16 protein-coding genes are annotated in these 15,064 nt (G+C 43.3%); 13 read left to right on the top strand and 3 right to left on the bottom strand.

The features are described from left to right. Nucleotides 1–207: 207 nt before the first annotated feature. The 9 genes from VK70_RS10600 (at nt 208) to VK70_RS10570 (ending at nt 9,523) form a co-directional block, all read left to right on the top strand. The gene (locus VK70_RS10600; protein ID WP_025698650.1) at nt 208–1,494 is read left to right on the top strand and encodes a radical SAM/SPASM domain-containing protein; all 1,287 of its coding nucleotides are present in this window, start codon (nt 208–210) and stop codon (nt 1,492–1,494) included. Beyond that, nucleotides 1,495–2,541: a radical SAM/SPASM domain-containing protein gene (locus tag VK70_RS10595; RefSeq protein ID WP_025698652.1), complete on the top strand. Its 1,047-nt coding sequence runs from the start codon at nt 1,495–1,497 to the stop codon at nt 2,539–2,541. It begins immediately after the preceding gene. A 63-nt stretch (nt 2,542–2,604) separates the two neighbouring features. Beyond that, nucleotides 2,605–2,757 carry a hypothetical protein gene (locus tag VK70_RS28305; protein WP_155986963.1) on the top strand — a complete coding sequence of 51 codons (153 nt, stop codon included), beginning with the start codon at nt 2,605–2,607 and terminating at the stop codon, nt 2,755–2,757. Between the two features lie 54 nt (nt 2,758–2,811). Next, nucleotides 2,812–2,964, top strand: coding sequence for a hypothetical protein (locus VK70_RS28300; protein ID WP_155986964.1), 153 nt, complete (start codon nt 2,812–2,814; stop codon nt 2,962–2,964). Nucleotides 2,965–3,082: 118 nt separating this feature from the next. Continuing rightward, nucleotides 3,083–4,105, top strand: coding sequence for a S8 family serine peptidase (locus tag VK70_RS10590; protein WP_025698654.1), 1,023 nt, complete (start codon nt 3,083–3,085; stop codon nt 4,103–4,105). 6 nt (nt 4,106–4,111) lie between these two features. Next, nucleotides 4,112–5,884 (top strand): ABC transporter ATP-binding protein, encoded by a 1,773-nt coding sequence (locus VK70_RS10585; RefSeq protein ID WP_051505179.1) that lies wholly within the window; start codon nt 4,112–4,114, stop codon nt 5,882–5,884. A 59-nt stretch (nt 5,885–5,943) separates the two neighbouring features. Continuing rightward, complete coding sequence (locus VK70_RS10580; RefSeq protein WP_025698658.1) at nt 5,944–6,621, top strand: ABC transporter ATP-binding protein; 678 nt, start codon at nt 5,944–5,946, stop codon at nt 6,619–6,621. Then, entirely contained in the window at nt 6,618–9,062 is a 2,445-nt protein-coding gene (locus VK70_RS10575; protein ID WP_025698660.1) for an FtsX-like permease family protein, read from the top strand. The genes VK70_RS10580 and VK70_RS10575 overlap by 4 nt, the downstream gene beginning before the upstream one ends. Before the next feature lie 143 nt (nt 9,063–9,205). Next, on the top strand, nt 9,206–9,523 hold the full coding sequence (locus tag VK70_RS10570; RefSeq protein WP_025698662.1) for a hypothetical protein: 318 nt from the start codon (nt 9,206–9,208) through the stop codon (nt 9,521–9,523). An 81-nt stretch (nt 9,524–9,604) separates the two neighbouring features. Here the strand turns inward: VK70_RS10570 and VK70_RS10565 are convergent, their stop codons facing one another. After that, on the bottom strand, nt 9,605–9,817 hold the full coding sequence (locus VK70_RS10565; protein ID WP_025698664.1) for a hypothetical protein: 213 nt from the start codon (nt 9,815–9,817) through the stop codon (nt 9,605–9,607). 286 nt (nt 9,818–10,103) lie between these two features. Beyond that, nucleotides 10,104–10,436: a winged helix-turn-helix transcriptional regulator gene (locus tag VK70_RS10560; protein ID WP_036642202.1), complete on the bottom strand. Its 333-nt coding sequence runs from the start codon at nt 10,434–10,436 to the stop codon at nt 10,104–10,106. Between the two features lie 188 nt (nt 10,437–10,624). Here VK70_RS10560 and VK70_RS10555 point away from each other — a divergent pair, with 188 nt between their 5' ends. From VK70_RS10555 to VK70_RS10540, 4 genes are all read left to right on the top strand, one after another. Continuing rightward, nucleotides 10,625–11,404: a GTP cyclohydrolase II gene (locus tag VK70_RS10555; protein ID WP_025698667.1), complete on the top strand. Its 780-nt coding sequence runs from the start codon at nt 10,625–10,627 to the stop codon at nt 11,402–11,404. Between the two features lie 87 nt (nt 11,405–11,491). Beyond that, a complete protein-coding gene (locus VK70_RS10550; RefSeq protein WP_025698668.1) occupies nt 11,492–12,544 on the top strand; it encodes an ABC transporter ATP-binding protein in 1,053 nt (350 codons plus the stop codon). A gap of 79 nt (nt 12,545–12,623) precedes the next feature. Continuing rightward, on the top strand, nt 12,624–13,418 hold the full coding sequence (locus tag VK70_RS10545; RefSeq protein ID WP_025698669.1) for an ABC transporter permease: 795 nt from the start codon (nt 12,624–12,626) through the stop codon (nt 13,416–13,418). A gap of 7 nt (nt 13,419–13,425) precedes the next feature. Beyond that, nucleotides 13,426–14,211, top strand: coding sequence for an ABC transporter permease (locus VK70_RS10540; RefSeq protein ID WP_046723256.1), 786 nt, complete (start codon nt 13,426–13,428; stop codon nt 14,209–14,211). A gap of 56 nt (nt 14,212–14,267) precedes the next feature. Here the strand turns inward: VK70_RS10540 and VK70_RS10535 are convergent, their stop codons facing one another. Beyond that, nucleotides 14,268–15,059, bottom strand: a complete 792-nt coding sequence (locus tag VK70_RS10535) for an energy-coupling factor transporter transmembrane component T family protein (protein ID WP_025698671.1) — start codon at nt 15,057–15,059, stop codon at nt 14,268–14,270. Nucleotides 15,060–15,064 lie beyond the last annotated feature (5 nt).

Raw genomic sequence — 15,064 nt, 5'->3', positions numbered from 1 at the left:
GGATAAACTAGTTATTTTCTACCTCTATAAGTAAAAAATAAGGTATTTTTATGAAAAAAATATAAAACATTAGCATTATTTACATAATAATATATCACTGGTACTCTTATATATGTAATTGATGAGCCCGAGTGAACAAACATCCCTAAAAGATTTTACATAATTAAAAATCTGCATTTCTATAAACATTCAAAAAGGAGATTCGAAATGCTAACTGAACCCTATACTTTGCCTCGTCACTGTAAAGTAATGCATAATGAAAATCGAACAGTACTTGGTAATAACAAAACCGGAGAATGGATAAAAATATCGGAACAGTGTTTCAACATCTTAAATCTGGGAATTGAGAATTCCTTAAGTCCAGCTCAACTTATAGATTGTTTAGAGGATGAGGAAGATAAGCTATATTTTGGAGAGCTATTTGAAAAGCTACATTCTATAGATCTTATTAAAGAAAATAACGAATCTTCTAATGCAGACCAATCGTTTAGTCATATTTATTTTGCCCTTACAAATAAGTGCAACTTACATTGTGCCCACTGTTGTTACAATGCGGAATTCACCTCTACACTTTCGCCTAAAGAAACCCTCACTACAATAGAAGTTATTCAGATCATAGATAAAATCCTTGCTTCAAAACCGGAAGTAATAACTTTTTCTGGCGGCGAACCAATGTTAAGAGATGATTTTTTTGAAATTTTAAAATATACATCACAAAACTTTAAAGGGAAAATCAATCTTGCTACGAATGCTACTTTCATAAACCAGAACAATGTTGAGGATCTAGTTAAATACGTGGGCAGTTTTGATATAAGTCTTGATGGAGTAGATGAAGAGTCATGCTCCCAGCTTCGTGGACGTGGTGTTTATGGAAAAGTATTGAACAGCATTGCACTTTTACAAGAGCAAGGTATAGAAAAGATATCACTGTCTATGGTTATTACAGATAAAAATAAGCACTTAGAAGGAGAATTCAGGGATTTAAATAAAAAGCTGGGTACACGAGTGGTAGTTAGACAATTTAATCCAATTGGAAGAGGGAAGAATCTCATTAAGAACTCAGTACATAAAGAAAAAACCATTGAAAGGCAACTTTCCAACGAAAAGGTAAAACAAATTGCTGACCAACTGAAAATGTGTACCTGTGGCGCTGGAGGAAAAACATTGCTAGTAGATTATGACGGTTCTATTTATCCTTGTGGACTTCTAATATCAAGTGAACATAAACTTGCGCAAATTAAGGAATTAGATCATTTGAATCGTTTGCATGAGGATGCAACAAGAGAAACAAACACAGGATTTCAGTCATTAATCAATCTTCAGCCTGATTATTATCATAAGTGCAAGGACTGTTCGGTTAATCTTTTTTGCTGGCATTGTCTTCAAGAGACTGAAATGTATGCAGCAAATGATGAGTTGTTCGAAGAGCGGTGTGTGGTTCAGAAGAAATTTCTTAATCGAATCATCTGGGACATAGAAGAGGTGAATGTATAATTGCTTGCAAATATTTGGGTTACCAGCAGTTGTAATCTTGCTTGTACTTATTGTTATGAAGGTAATAATAAGGCTAACCATCGGATGAATAAACAAATTGCAGAAGAAACGATTCAATATGTAATCCATCATTTTTCTGGGTTGCAGGATGCGGATAACAACTTAGTAATTAATTATCATGGAGGAGAACCGCTGTTAGAATTTGAAACCATTCGCTGGTTTACAGAGGAATTCAAGAATCATTTTAGGAACAGCAATTGCAAAGTTAGTTTTGGCACCACTACGAACGCGACTTTGCTGGATGAGGAAAAAATGGATTATCTAAGCGAACACTTCAACTATTCAATTTCGGTAAGTATTGATGGTACTCCTGAAACACATGATGAAAATCGAAAGATGTTAGGTGGCCGTGGAACTTACAGTGAAATAATAGATGTAATTCCAATATTTATTAAAAAAAGACCCGATCTTCGAGCAAGGATGACGTTTAATTCTAAATCCGTTAATAAATTGTATGAGAATATAAAACATGTTATGGAATTGGGTTTCAACACAATTGTTCCTATTCCGGACTATTTTGATTCAAACTGGGACAAGGAGCATATGCAGGTCCTATATGAACAGTTAGATCTTACAGCAGCGCTGTATAGGAAAGCCAAACAAAAAAATGAAAGTGTGCTTATTGGAATGGTGGATGGATATCAGCGTAAAGAAATGGGCGAGTGCGATGGAGGAAAAACGACTATCAACATTGATCCTTCCGGGAACTTGTTTCCCTGTACTTATCTCGTAGGACAGCCAGATTATATAATCGGCGATGTGAGATTGGGCATAGATGATGGAAAGCTAAGAGAATTTCATGTTCCTTCCAGCATAGACAATGAAGTTTGCTCTGGTTGTACTCACTATAAAGGGTGTATGGGAGGACGATGTAAAGCTATTAATAAGCAGCTGACTGGAGATTACTTCGTACCTTCTGCTGTACTATGTGTGATAGAAAATGTACAGCATAAAATTAATCGCTGCTACTATTCAACTGTAAATTAGGTGGTTAGAGTGAAGACCAAATATTGAAGACCAAAACTAAATCAAAAAAAGGAGGTGATAACAATGTTGAAGATCGAAAAAATCACAGATAAGACGGAAGAATTGGATGTAAATGGACAAGGTTGCCTTGACGATTGTTTACATTATTCCGGTTATAGCAGTTCATCCGGAGGTTGTCAAGCTTATTACGATGCTTATGTGACAAATTTTTGGTAAAAATTTATTGAATTTATTAAAGGAAAGTAAATCTAAAATTGAGGAGTGGTATGAATGTTGAAAATCGAAAAAATCACGGATAAGACGGAAGAATTGGACGTAAATGGACAAGGTTGCGGTAATGATTGTGTAAGATATTATGGATATGGCAGTCTTACCGCCGGTTGTACTGCTGTAATTGATGCTTATCTCACACCTGCTTGGTAAAAAATTATTTAAATTTATAAGTTTATAAAATATTTGGTCTTTAACTCTCCATATATATTCAAAATACCGGCTTGCGAAAGCCGGTATTTTTCTAAAAATTTAAAAATCAGGTGTAGATATGAATAATAGTAAATTTAGTAATAAAACCAATTCAGTTGTAGCTATAGTAGATAGCGGAATTTGCACGTCTAATGAAGCTTTTGCTTCTAATATTATTGGGGGAATAAACTTTAACACCGATAGTGAGTCGGATGAATGTTATACGGATAGGAACGGACATGGCACTTTATGTGCATCTGTAATTAAACGCATAGTGCCTGATGCTAAGATCTATGTTGTGAAGATTTTAAATGAGAATGCAGCGACCCATTCAAAAATATTGATCAAAGCATTACGGCACTTGTTAACTCAAAATGTGCGAGTGATTAATTTGAGTATCGCAACCACAAATATAAAATATGTGGATGAACTCCGCGAAATATGTAAACTACTCCAGGATCAGGGGAAAATATTGATTTGTTCTTTGCAGAATAGGAGAATGTCCAGCTTTCCTGCCGATTTCGATACGGTAATCGGTGTAAGAGGCGCAGCCTTTGAAGCTCCTGATGATTATTGGTTGAATTTCAAATATAGGATTAACTGTATTGCTAACGCAACCCCCATTCTTGTACAAGGGTTAAATGGAAAGTGGGAGATGTTTGGCGGGAATAGTAAAGCTACTGCAGTATTTAGCGGAGTAGTACTAAAGAAGCTTGCTCTCGAACCATATCTCCAGAATGATCAATTGTTTAATCGGCTTGAAGGATCGGCTATGAGATCAGCTTGGGAAGAAGAGAGTGACAAGAATCTCATGGACTTTAAAGAAAGAGATCTAATCTCGCCTCATTTTACATATCCAGATAATGTAACCGAAAGAATGAAAAACATTTTAGCAGAGACGTTGGAGTTAAGCGAAGAGTTAAAGCCACTTTTGTATCAATATAAATTGTTTCATCCTGACTTTGAATTAACACCGCAGAAATGTCTATTGATTTTAAAAGAAATTGAAGCACAATTTGGTGTTCATCTTTGTTATGAAGAAATGACCTATTACAATTTTCAATCCATTTACTCTCTACTAGACTTTGTTTATGGGAGTTGAATGAAAATGAATAGAAATTCCAGCAGAACTAACATGTTGAGACTGCTTAAAGTTATTTTCAGTTATAAAAGACTTCATTTTATTGCCTCTTTGTTTATGATTGGGAATTCAGTTTCTTTGCTTGTTTTGCCCTTTTTAACAATGAGAATTATAGATTCAGCTATTCAAGAACACAATGTGGATCAATTGGTTCAATATATTATCCTATATTTATCAATCAGTATTGTGCAAGGCGGATGCAAGCTAATGTCTGATTATACCTATTCGATTATTGGCAAGAAGATTGTCTTCGATTTACGGTTGAAGATTGTGAAACATTTACAAAAGCTCACTGGGAAATTTCATGCGAACGCTAAAGCCGGTGAGATCATTGCTGTTATTAACAACGATACTTCGATGGTTGAAAATTTATCTACCTCCATGATTTTTTCGACAGTTTCTGAAATTTGTACGGCTATCGGAGTTTTTATCTATTTATTATATATGCAACCGGATCTCTTGCTGTTTACAATCTTACTTCAACCCATTCTGTTTGTTTCACAGCACTGGTTTAACAAGAAGATCGTGAGCATGAACAATGAATACCGTGATCTCTTTGGGCAGTTTATTGTTCATATTCAGGAATTAATTCCTTCCATAATCCCCATTGCAATTCTAAAAGGGCGTAAATACTTTTTAACTCGTTTTATCCAAACCGGAAAAAATATACTTAGAAAGGGCACTAAACTTGAGGTTTTATTTTCTGCGAATATGGTCGTAACAAGTCTTATCAGTTCTCTTACTACTGTCCTTATTTTGGGTTATGGAGGATTTAAAGTTATTGATGGAGCACTTACAATCGGTGGGCTAATTGCTTTTCTACAGTATTCCCAAAAATTATTAGGTCCTATTATACAAATGGTGCAAATCAATATGAAATATCAACAATCGGTAGTTTCAGTTGACCGGATATTTAATTTATTGGATGAACCGATTGATATTTCTCAAGATAATAGAGGCTATAGCGCCGATATCAAGGGTGATATTGAATTTAGAGATGTCAGCTTCTCCTATGATGGAAATAAGTCCGTACTTAACGGGTTAAATTTAGTATGCGGCAAAGGCAGTATAAATGCGCTTGTCGGAGAAAGCGGTTCAGGAAAAAGCACCCTGATTAATTTGTTAATGAGGTTCTGGGAAACAGATGAAGGAGAAATATTGTTGGATGGTGTCAACATTAAAGAATTCAATTTAGCTTATCTAAGAAAATCAATAACGGTAGTTTCGCAAGATGTGTTTCTATTTAATGATACAATCTATAACAATATTCTCCTGGATAAGACTGGGGTTACGGAACAACAGTTAATACAGGCTGCGAAGGCTGCTGATATATATGATTATATTAATCTCTTACCCGACGGTTTTCATACGGTAATAGGTGATCGCGGAGTAAAACTATCAGGGGGACAGAAACAAAGGATCGCGCTTGCCCGGGCTATTCTTCAAGATTCACCTATCCTTATTTTAGATGAAGCCACTTCTGCTTTGGATAACATCACAGAATCCTTAATCAATGAGAATTTAAGATTATTTCTTTCGAATAAAACCGTAATTATCATCGCTCACCGTCTATCCACCGTGGAGAATGCGGATCAGATTTTTGTTATGAGAGAAGGCCGGGTAATAGAGTGTGGTACACATGCCGAATTACTGCATTCAGGAGAATATTATTATAACTTATACAGTACAAATGTTGAGATGAAGCAAATTCATCAAACCCTGAGCTTGAGTGAAAGTTGAACTTCTTTGATGTTTAAGTGTATAATTTTCCCTATAAAGTAAAAAGGAGTGCTATTGAGATGCCATTAATCGAAACGAAGCAATTGGCCAAGAAATATGGTCAGGATGAAACGACGGTGCAGGCTCTATATCCGCTTGATCTTACGATTAACGAGAATGAATTTTTAGCTATTGTGGGACCGAGCGGGAGCGGGAAAAGCACTCTTTTACAGTTGCTTGGGGGCTTGGACACTCCTAGTTCCGGCAAGGTAACTATTGAGGGACAAGATTTATATGCAATGAATGAGAGGGAACGGTCGATTTTTCGCAGAAGAAACTTTGGATTTATCTTTCAGTCGTTTAATTTGATTCCGATCTTAACAGCCGAAGAGAATATTACTATGCCCTTGTTGCTGGATGGGAAAAAGCCGGATATGTCATACCTGCGCGACCTTTCACGTAAACTGGGCATTGAAGAACGATTGCACCATCTGCCGGGGCAGTTATCAGGGGGGCAGCAGCAGCGGGTTGCAATTGCCCGTGCACTTTCCGGGAAACCGAAGATTGTCTTTGCGGATGAGCCCACAGGTAATCTGGATACCCGTACCGGAGAAGAAGTACTTGATCTGCTGATTGAATCGGTGCGGGAATTCGGCAAGACGCTAATCGTAATCACACATGACCCCAAGGTAGCTGAGCGCGCTTCATCTGTATTAAATATAGTGGACGGCCGCATTATGGAAGGGGCAAGACAATGAACTCTTACCTGCAATTTGTTACGAAAAGCTTGTCCCGGCAAAAGATGATGGCTATTCTGGCGGGTGTAAGTATAATTCTGGCAACTACACTTCTTACGGCGTTGGGTTTGTCTTACTCCCTTATGAAGGACGCTATGATTCAGCAAGCTCAAGAAGTAGGAGGACACGATCATGCAGTGATTACTAATCTGGGTCGTTCGACCGCCGAACAAATACGGCATGAGCCACTAGTCAACAATGCTGGTTTAAGTCTTACTTTAGGAGCGTTCAAGCTTCCTGGCGGGGGAATAAATGTAACCATTGAAGGTTTTGATTCCGAAGTTCGTAGTATGCAAAATGTGCAGCTGCTAGAAGGGAGGTTCCCGACAAAAGAGAATGAAATTGCGCTTGAGCAGGCCGTTCTTAAGCAGATGGGAATTACCGGAGAGATTGGGCAGAAGATAACGCTAGATATCAGCTCCATCAAAGGTACCCCTGGCCCGGAGTTGAGACAGACAATTACGTTTACGCTCTCGGGAATTTTGAAGAATTCTATAGGTACAAATGCAAGTAATATTGGTTTAGGACTCGCTAGTCCGGATGCGGCAGTGAAATTGTTGCCGGCAGACTATCAAAAATATTCCATATTTATCAGAGTTGCCGATGGCCATAATCCCGAACAAGTCATTTCGGACATTGCCCGAAAGTATGAAATTAGTAAGAACCAAATTCTTTACAATGACATGTTGATGGCTGCGCAAGGCTATAATGGTGGTTCGATCCGCGATTCCAGCCTTGGCTGGATATTGACCGGCGGATTAGTGCTGCTGGCCGCATGTCTGGTCATCTATAATGTATTTCACATTTCCATGTTACGCCGAATTCCCCAGTTTGGCATGCTGCGGGCGATTGGAGCCGAACCGAGGCAAATACGTTCCCTTGTACTAGGAGAAGCGTTTCTTCTGTGTATCATTGCTATTCCGCTCGGAATGCTTGCAGGCGCCGGGTTTGCCGAGTGGCTATCGCAAATGATTGCCGGTTTGTTTAATCCGGATATGCTGGGGGTTTCCTCCGCCAAAGAAGCCCAAGAGGTGATAAGAAATTATCATTCCCTTTCCTATTGGCCGTTTGTACTAGCTGGCTGTATCAGTCTGACAGCCACATTGCTCTCCGTACTCGTTCCGTCACGCAGGGCTTCCCGTGTGTCGCCTACGGTAGCCATAACCGGTCGTGCCGCCGTTTCAATTCCTGTTCGCCGCAAGAGAACTGCCCATAATGTTGCACGAATTCGCCATTTCGTCAGCTATATGGCACGGCTGAATCTTAAGCGAAATCCGGGCCGGACCTTTACAACCATGCTGTCTTTATTTATGGGTATTGTCGTTTTTGTATCCATCCATTCTTTTTCCATGTCGCTAAGCGGCACTGCTAAGGCCGATCAGCTGCTTGAGGGAGATTACGACCTGTTTGTTAATCAGGATAATAAACAAGCAGGATTCTCTGAACAAGATATCACGTCTATTGAGGATCTTTCTGGGATCAAGGAGGTGCGAACAGCGCAGTACCAGAGAGCCGAAAAAGGCGATGTGCAGATAAAAGGGGCACCGGTATTATCGACGAATGAAGTATTTGGTTACAATCTGTCAATGCTGAGTAAATTAAAGGAATTCACGTTGCAAGGTCCATTTGATGAAGCAGCATTAAAACAGGGAACAGGGGTTATTGCGATTAATCCTATTAGTAGTATCGAAGAAATGCAACTACCATCACTTAAAGTGGGTGATAAAATATCCGTACATGGAAAAGAAGTGACGGTAGTTGGAGTGGCAGCACAGCATGCTTATCAGAGAACTTATGATTTGTTAGGATATGATGTTATCATGCCTTCGGCTGTTTACCGGGAGCTTTACGGCCGATCCGATGTTCAAGCGGTTCAACTTTTTGTCGATCCTCAAGCAGATCGTCATTCGATTGAGACCGTACTAGGTACGATCAAAGATAAAGTCCCATCCTCTACATTGGTTTCCCATGAAGAGGCTCAGGTTCAGGTTGCAAATACCAAACGTCAAATGAATATCCTTGCCTGGGAATTTATCGGTTTTGTCGGACTCATCGGAGCATTGAATATTTTTAATACAAATTACACCAATATTCATACCCGTACCGTGGAATTTGGAACCATGCAGGCGATTGGAATGGAGAAAAGGCAATTGTTCAGTATGATTATATGGGAAGGATTGCTATATGGATTGGTGGCGGCACTAATCGGAGTAGTCGCCGGCAGTGGAATCTCATACTTCTTACACTCAATAAATGGCGATTTGGCTTCTTGGCGGTTGCCGTTGGTTGAAATCGTTTGGTCCTTTATTGGTGCTATTGCCATCTGCTTAGTCTCTACCTCGTTGCCTTTAAGAAAAGTAAATCGAATGTCGAGTATAGATAACTTGAGGGCAATTGATTAGATTTTACGTTAAAAAGATGAAGTTAAACCGTCTCCGCCGTCCTCTACATGAGGGCGGTTTATCTTTTTGTTAGAAAAAGGGTATTGCAATTTCTATAATACCGAGTATAATACTTGGTATAAAGAAAGCGAGGAGAGATAGAAATGTCTGTCGATGATTATCTGGACCTGTATAATTATGCTAAGCAATTAGGCGATGCCCAGTGGCAGGCCGATTTGCTGACTTCCTTGAAGAATTACAAGAGCATGACAGAAGCGGAAATCCGTGAACAGAGGGTTAGAGAGATGTGGACCCGTTTTGACAATATTAACGCGAATTTGCTGGAATTGTTCGACAAGCTGCGGACCGGCGGGGACGATAATCAGGCAAGAGCCTGGAGAGAGCGGGTCTGGGAGCTGAAGCTGGAGAGAATCTCTTTGGCAAAAGAACTTCAGGACAAGTACATCCATTTGCGTCACTAAACCATAGATAAAGCCTAAAAAGGGCATAAAAAATGGCATGCAGTTGTCTGCTCTGCCAAGACCGGATTTAATTTTGAACAATTACTTGGACATTGGCATGCATTCACGCATCATCGTCATGCACATTGTCATCATTTCATCACAGTCTTGCATTTTCTTCATCATCATTTCCATGTCCATGGACTCCATATCCATACCAGACATTTTTTCCATGCACATTTTCATGCTGTTCATCTTGGCCATCATGTCTTCCATACACATCGTCATCATCATTTCCATACACATGCTTTCCATAATAATTCCGCCTCTCTATTAAAATAGTGTTATTGACTCTTTAAAAATACTATATTTTTTTTGCTTTTTCAATGGAATAGCAGGGGTATCGCCATAAATTTAATCTATAATATGTCATACTTATGTATATTCCTACCATTTACATGTCATTAATCCGAATACTTCGACAGTCCTTTCGAGCAAGAAAGGGCTGTATTTTTGCGTAGATGGAATGATTTTGCATGAAAAAAGCGCCTTATTCATTTCCCTGAAAGGGAACGGATAAAGCGCTTAGAAGTCGGGCAGTTCACATGGTGGACTCAAGCTCGACCCATTCCGTGGACCAACTGCCGATCTCTTTTAAAATAGGTGCCAATGCCTTGCCTTTCGCAGTCAGCGAATACTCGATCCGTACCGGAATGTCGGGGTATACCGTCCTTTGGATAATGCCCGCGTTCTCCATTTCCTTCAACCGGTCGGAGAGCACCTTACCGCTGAGATTGGACAGGCAGCTTTCAATTTCACCAAACCGGCGCGGACCGGAGATCAATACAAATACGATTAGTGCGACCCAACGCTTGCTGAGCAGATCGACCGCTTTTTCAAAGCGGGGACACATAACAAAATCCTTCAATTGCATCACCTCACATTCATTATAACATAAACTTACAAATAGTAATTATAAATATTTATTTATATATTATAACTTGACGAATATATATTACAATGATAAACTTACTTACAAATAGTTACTTAACATTTATTAACCCGACTACTCTGCTGTGAACGGCGATTGGGATGAAATACGAAATTAAGGATGGTGCGCTCATGATCAAGCCCGAGGTTGTTTCCATACTGAAAAATAAAATTCAAATCATTGAACGAAGCGACTCCGCCAATATTCTGGTTGGGCCGATCACGCTGCCGGTTAATTTAAATGGGGAAACCGTTACGTTTAAGTGGTACAGCTGGCTCCATGTTACCGATGAAGAACGGACCGAGCTCATGGGGGAAGAGATGACGGAGAAGCTGATCGGCCGCCTGGCCGGAATGAAGCTCGCCGACAGCCAGCAGTCCAGCGTCCTGGTGTACGGGGATTTTGAAAATGACGATACGGCGCTGATTCGGATGCACAGCATCTGCCATACGGGCGATATTTTTGGCAGCAAACGCTGCGACTGCGGCTTCCAGCTTCACCAATCGATGAAGATGATCGTGGAGAACGGCTCCGGCGCTCTATTTTATCTGGCCAATCATGAGGGACGAGGCATCGGGCTGTTCAGCAAGGCTATGGCTTACCTTCTGCAGGAAGAAGGCTACGATACCGTGGAAGCGAACTTGGAGATGGGCTTTGAGGATGATTCCAGAAGCTATGCGGACGCCATCAGTGTGCTTCAGCGCCTTCGCAGCAAGCCGGTCACACTGATCACGAACAATCCGAAGAAGCTGCTGGCGCTGAAAGCTGCCGGTATGAATGCGGTGAAGCGTGTGCCGCTATGGGGCGATGTCTCCGTCTTCAATGAGAAGTATTTGCGTACGAAAGTAACCCGGTCTGGCCATCTCGGAGCGCAGGACGGGGAAACACTGCCGGGAATTATGGCGAGGTAACAAGGAAAACGGCGTAAAGGGTGGTGCTTTTCAGCCCGTTCCTTTATAATGCTCTTGAGTAAACTTAAATGTTTAGCGAGGTATAATATGGCAGCGATTGATGTGCAGGATTTGCGAAAAACTTTTAAAGTGCAAAAAAACCGCGGAGGCCTCAAAGGGGCCTTCGTTGATTTGTTTAAGCGGGAATACAGCGAAGTGACCGCAGTCAAGGATATCTCGTTTCAAATCCCGGAGGGTGAAATTTGCGGATATATCGGCGAGAACGGAGCGGGGAAATCGACCACGATCAAAATGCTGACCGGTATTCTCGTCCCGACTTCCGGGCGGCTGACTGTCGGCGGCTATGTGCCGTATGAAGAGCGGGAGAAATTTGTTCGCAACATTGGCGTCGTGTTCGGCCAGCGCAGCCAGCTCTGGTGGGATATCGGCGTGATCGAATCGTTCGAGCTGCTTCGCAAGGTGTACCGTGTCGGAGAGGCTGATTATAAGAAAAGATTGGACGAGCTTGTAGAGAGACTTGAGCTTCAGGAGCTGCTGAACCGTCCTGTCCGCAAGCTCAGTCTTGGGCAGCGGATGCGCTGCGAACTGGTAGCGGCCCTGCTGCATAATCCGTCCATCGTATTCCTTGACGAGCCGACGATTGGGCTTGATATTGTCGTCAAGTCGGAAATCCGGTCTTTTCTCAAGGATATGAACCGTGAGCATGGCACGACCATTCTGCTTACAACCCATGACTTGCAGGACATTGAGGCGCTCTGTTCGCGGGTCATCATGCTCGATGACGGAAGGATTATTTATGACGGCGGGCTGGATGAACTGAAGGAGCGCTGGGGCACCGGCCGCGAGGTGGCCTTCCAGTTCGGAATCGCCACGAAGCTTGACCGTCTGGAACAGCTGACCTCAGGGATGCCCGTCAAATGGACAGCCGAGAACAACCTGGCCGCTACGGTGTGGATTCCGCTGGAGCTGAACGTGTCGGATGTGCTTGGGCGGGTGGTTGGACAAGCCGATATCACCGACATTAAGATTATCGAGACTAACACGGATGAGATCGTCCGTAGTATTTATCAATCCGGATCGGCGAATAAGACGGAAGAGGCGAAGCTGGCGCTATCTGGGGAAGGAGCCGGACATGTCTAATCGTACATCCGTTGCGGCGGCTTCGCCGGGAGGCGGATACCGGGGGGACGAGGGGGCTGAACGCGGGCAGCGCAGACTGCTGCTTGAGGCATACTTCGATTTCATCCGCATCCGCTTTTTGACCATGCTGGCGTACCGGCTGAATTATTATACGGGAATCTTAATCTACTCCCTCAATATCGGCGTCAATTATTTTACCTGGAAAGCGATATACGGGCAGGGAGAGTCGCTGGGCGGCTTTACGGCAGCGCAGATGACGACTTATGTGGCCGTATCATGGATGGCCAGGGCGTTCTACTTCAATAATCTCGATAGGGAAATCTCGACGGATATCCGTGACGGAAGCATTGCGATCCAGTTTATCAGGCCGTATAACTATGTATTTGCCAAAATGATGCAGGGTTTTGGAGAAGGAATGTTCCGTTTCCTGCTCTTCATGATCCCCGGCATGGCTCTTGCCATGCTGCTGTTCCCGGTGCAGCTTCCGCATGATCCGGCGGCGTGGGCCGGCTTTTTGGTCATGCTGTTCTTCAGCTTCCTGATCAATTCGCAGATTAACATCATTACGGGGCTGCTGGCCTTTTTCGTGGAGAATAACGAGGGACTGATGCGGATGAAGCGCGTCGTTGTCGATCTGTTCTCCGGCCTGATCATTCCAATCAGTCTGTTTCCGGGCTGGCTGTCCTCCATCTTAAAGCTGCTGCCGTTTCAGGCGATTACCTATCTGCCGGGCTCTGTCTTTACCGGGCGGGTGCAGGGCGTAGGGATTTGGAACGTGTTTGGCATTCAAATCATTTGGTTTGTGATTCTGCTGATTCCGCTGTTCTGGTTATACCGCGCGGCGCGGCAGCGTCTGTTCGTGCAGGGAGGCTGAGGAAGTGATGTATCATTTGGGACTGCTGTCCGAATATTTGAAAAATTACATGAAGACCCGGCTTACGTACCGCGCGGATTTTTGGGTAGAGGTTCTCTCGGATCTTCTGTTCCAGGTCACGAATCTGATCTTTATATTCGTTATCTTTATGCATACGACCAGCCTTGCCGGCTGGAGCCAGAACGAGGTAGTCTTTGTTTACGGCTTCTTTATGGTGCCTTGGGGCGTGTTTGCTTGTTTTGTAAATATGTGGAATTTCAGCGAGCGCTATATCGTTAAAGGGGAAATGGATCGCATTTTGACGCGTCCCGCCCATAATCTGTTTCAGATTTTTCTGGAAAATGTGGACCCTCCCTCGTTAATCGGCTCGCTGATCGGACTGCTTATTATGGCGGTCAGCGGCATGAATCTGGGGCTGCCGTTCGAGTGGTGGACGATTCCGGCGTTAATTGTGCTGACCATCAGCGCTACGGCCATTTATATGGGAATCTATACAACGCTGACGGCGCTGTCTTTCTTCTCGGACGCGCCTACCGGCATCATTCCGCTGATGTACAATATCCAGTCTTACGGCCGCTATCCGGTGACGATTTACAACCGGGCGATTCAGGTGCTGCTGACCTGGATTCTGCCGTTCGCCTTTGTCGGCGTCTATCCGGCGGGATTGTTCCTCCAGCGTGAAGAGATGACCCGGATGGCGCTGCTGACCCCGGTCATGGGGGCAATCTTCGTCAGCCTTGGCTTGTTCGTCTGGAGCCGGGGAGTGCGGAAATATAAAGGAGCGGGGTCTTGAACACCGCTGCCTGTTACTGGAAGAAGCTTCCGGCGAATGCCGGGAGCTTCTTCCAGTTATGCCATAAATACAAGCAGCAAGTTGCATATGGCAAAGACAAGTACCGCATAGTCACTGAACCTGAACCGGTAAATACGGATCGGTGTTCTTCCCTCATCGCCTTGATAGCAGCGGGATTCCATCGCTACCGCCAGATCCTTGGCGCGCAGAATGGACATCACGAACAGCGGCATCAGCATCGGGAGGACCCCGCCGAAGCGGGAGGCGATTCCGCCGCGATGAAAGCCGCCTCCCCGGGCAAGCTGCGCTTTGCGGATTTTATCAAACTCCTCAATGAGAATCGGAAGAAACCGCAGCGCGATGGAGAACATCATGACGGCTTCATGAACCGGCACGCGCCATTTTTTCAGCGGCTTTAGCAGAATTTCCAAGCCTTCCGCCAATGTAATAGGAGAGGTCGTCCGAACGAGCAGCGACAGCAGAAGAACAATGCCGGCAATCTGCTCGCACATCATCACTCCTCTCAGCGCTCCTTCAGAGGAATAGCGCAGCCAGCCCCACTCTATCATAATGTCACCCGGACCCGGAGTGAGTACAGCCTGGTAAATCATCGTCGAGAGAAAAAATATCGACAAAGAGAGCAGCGTGACGGCCAGCACCTTCCACGACAGCCGTGCAATGCCCCACATTGCGATCAGCAGCGCCAGTTGGGCTGTTTTCAGCGCGATATGATGCGTCAGCAGCAGGGCGGCTCCGAATAATAAAACGGCTACGATTTTCATACGCGGGTCCCAGCGCTCCAGCCAGGAATTTTTCTTCTGATACAACAAGAAGCCATTAACGGACATGAAGG

The organism is Paenibacillus durus ATCC 35681 (assembly GCF_000993825.1).
GTDB lineage: Bacteria > Bacillota > Bacilli > Paenibacillales > Paenibacillaceae > Paenibacillus_AQ > Paenibacillus_AQ durus_B.
Note: the sequence above shows the minus strand (reverse complement) of the source record. Positions and strands in the feature narration are given on the sequence as shown.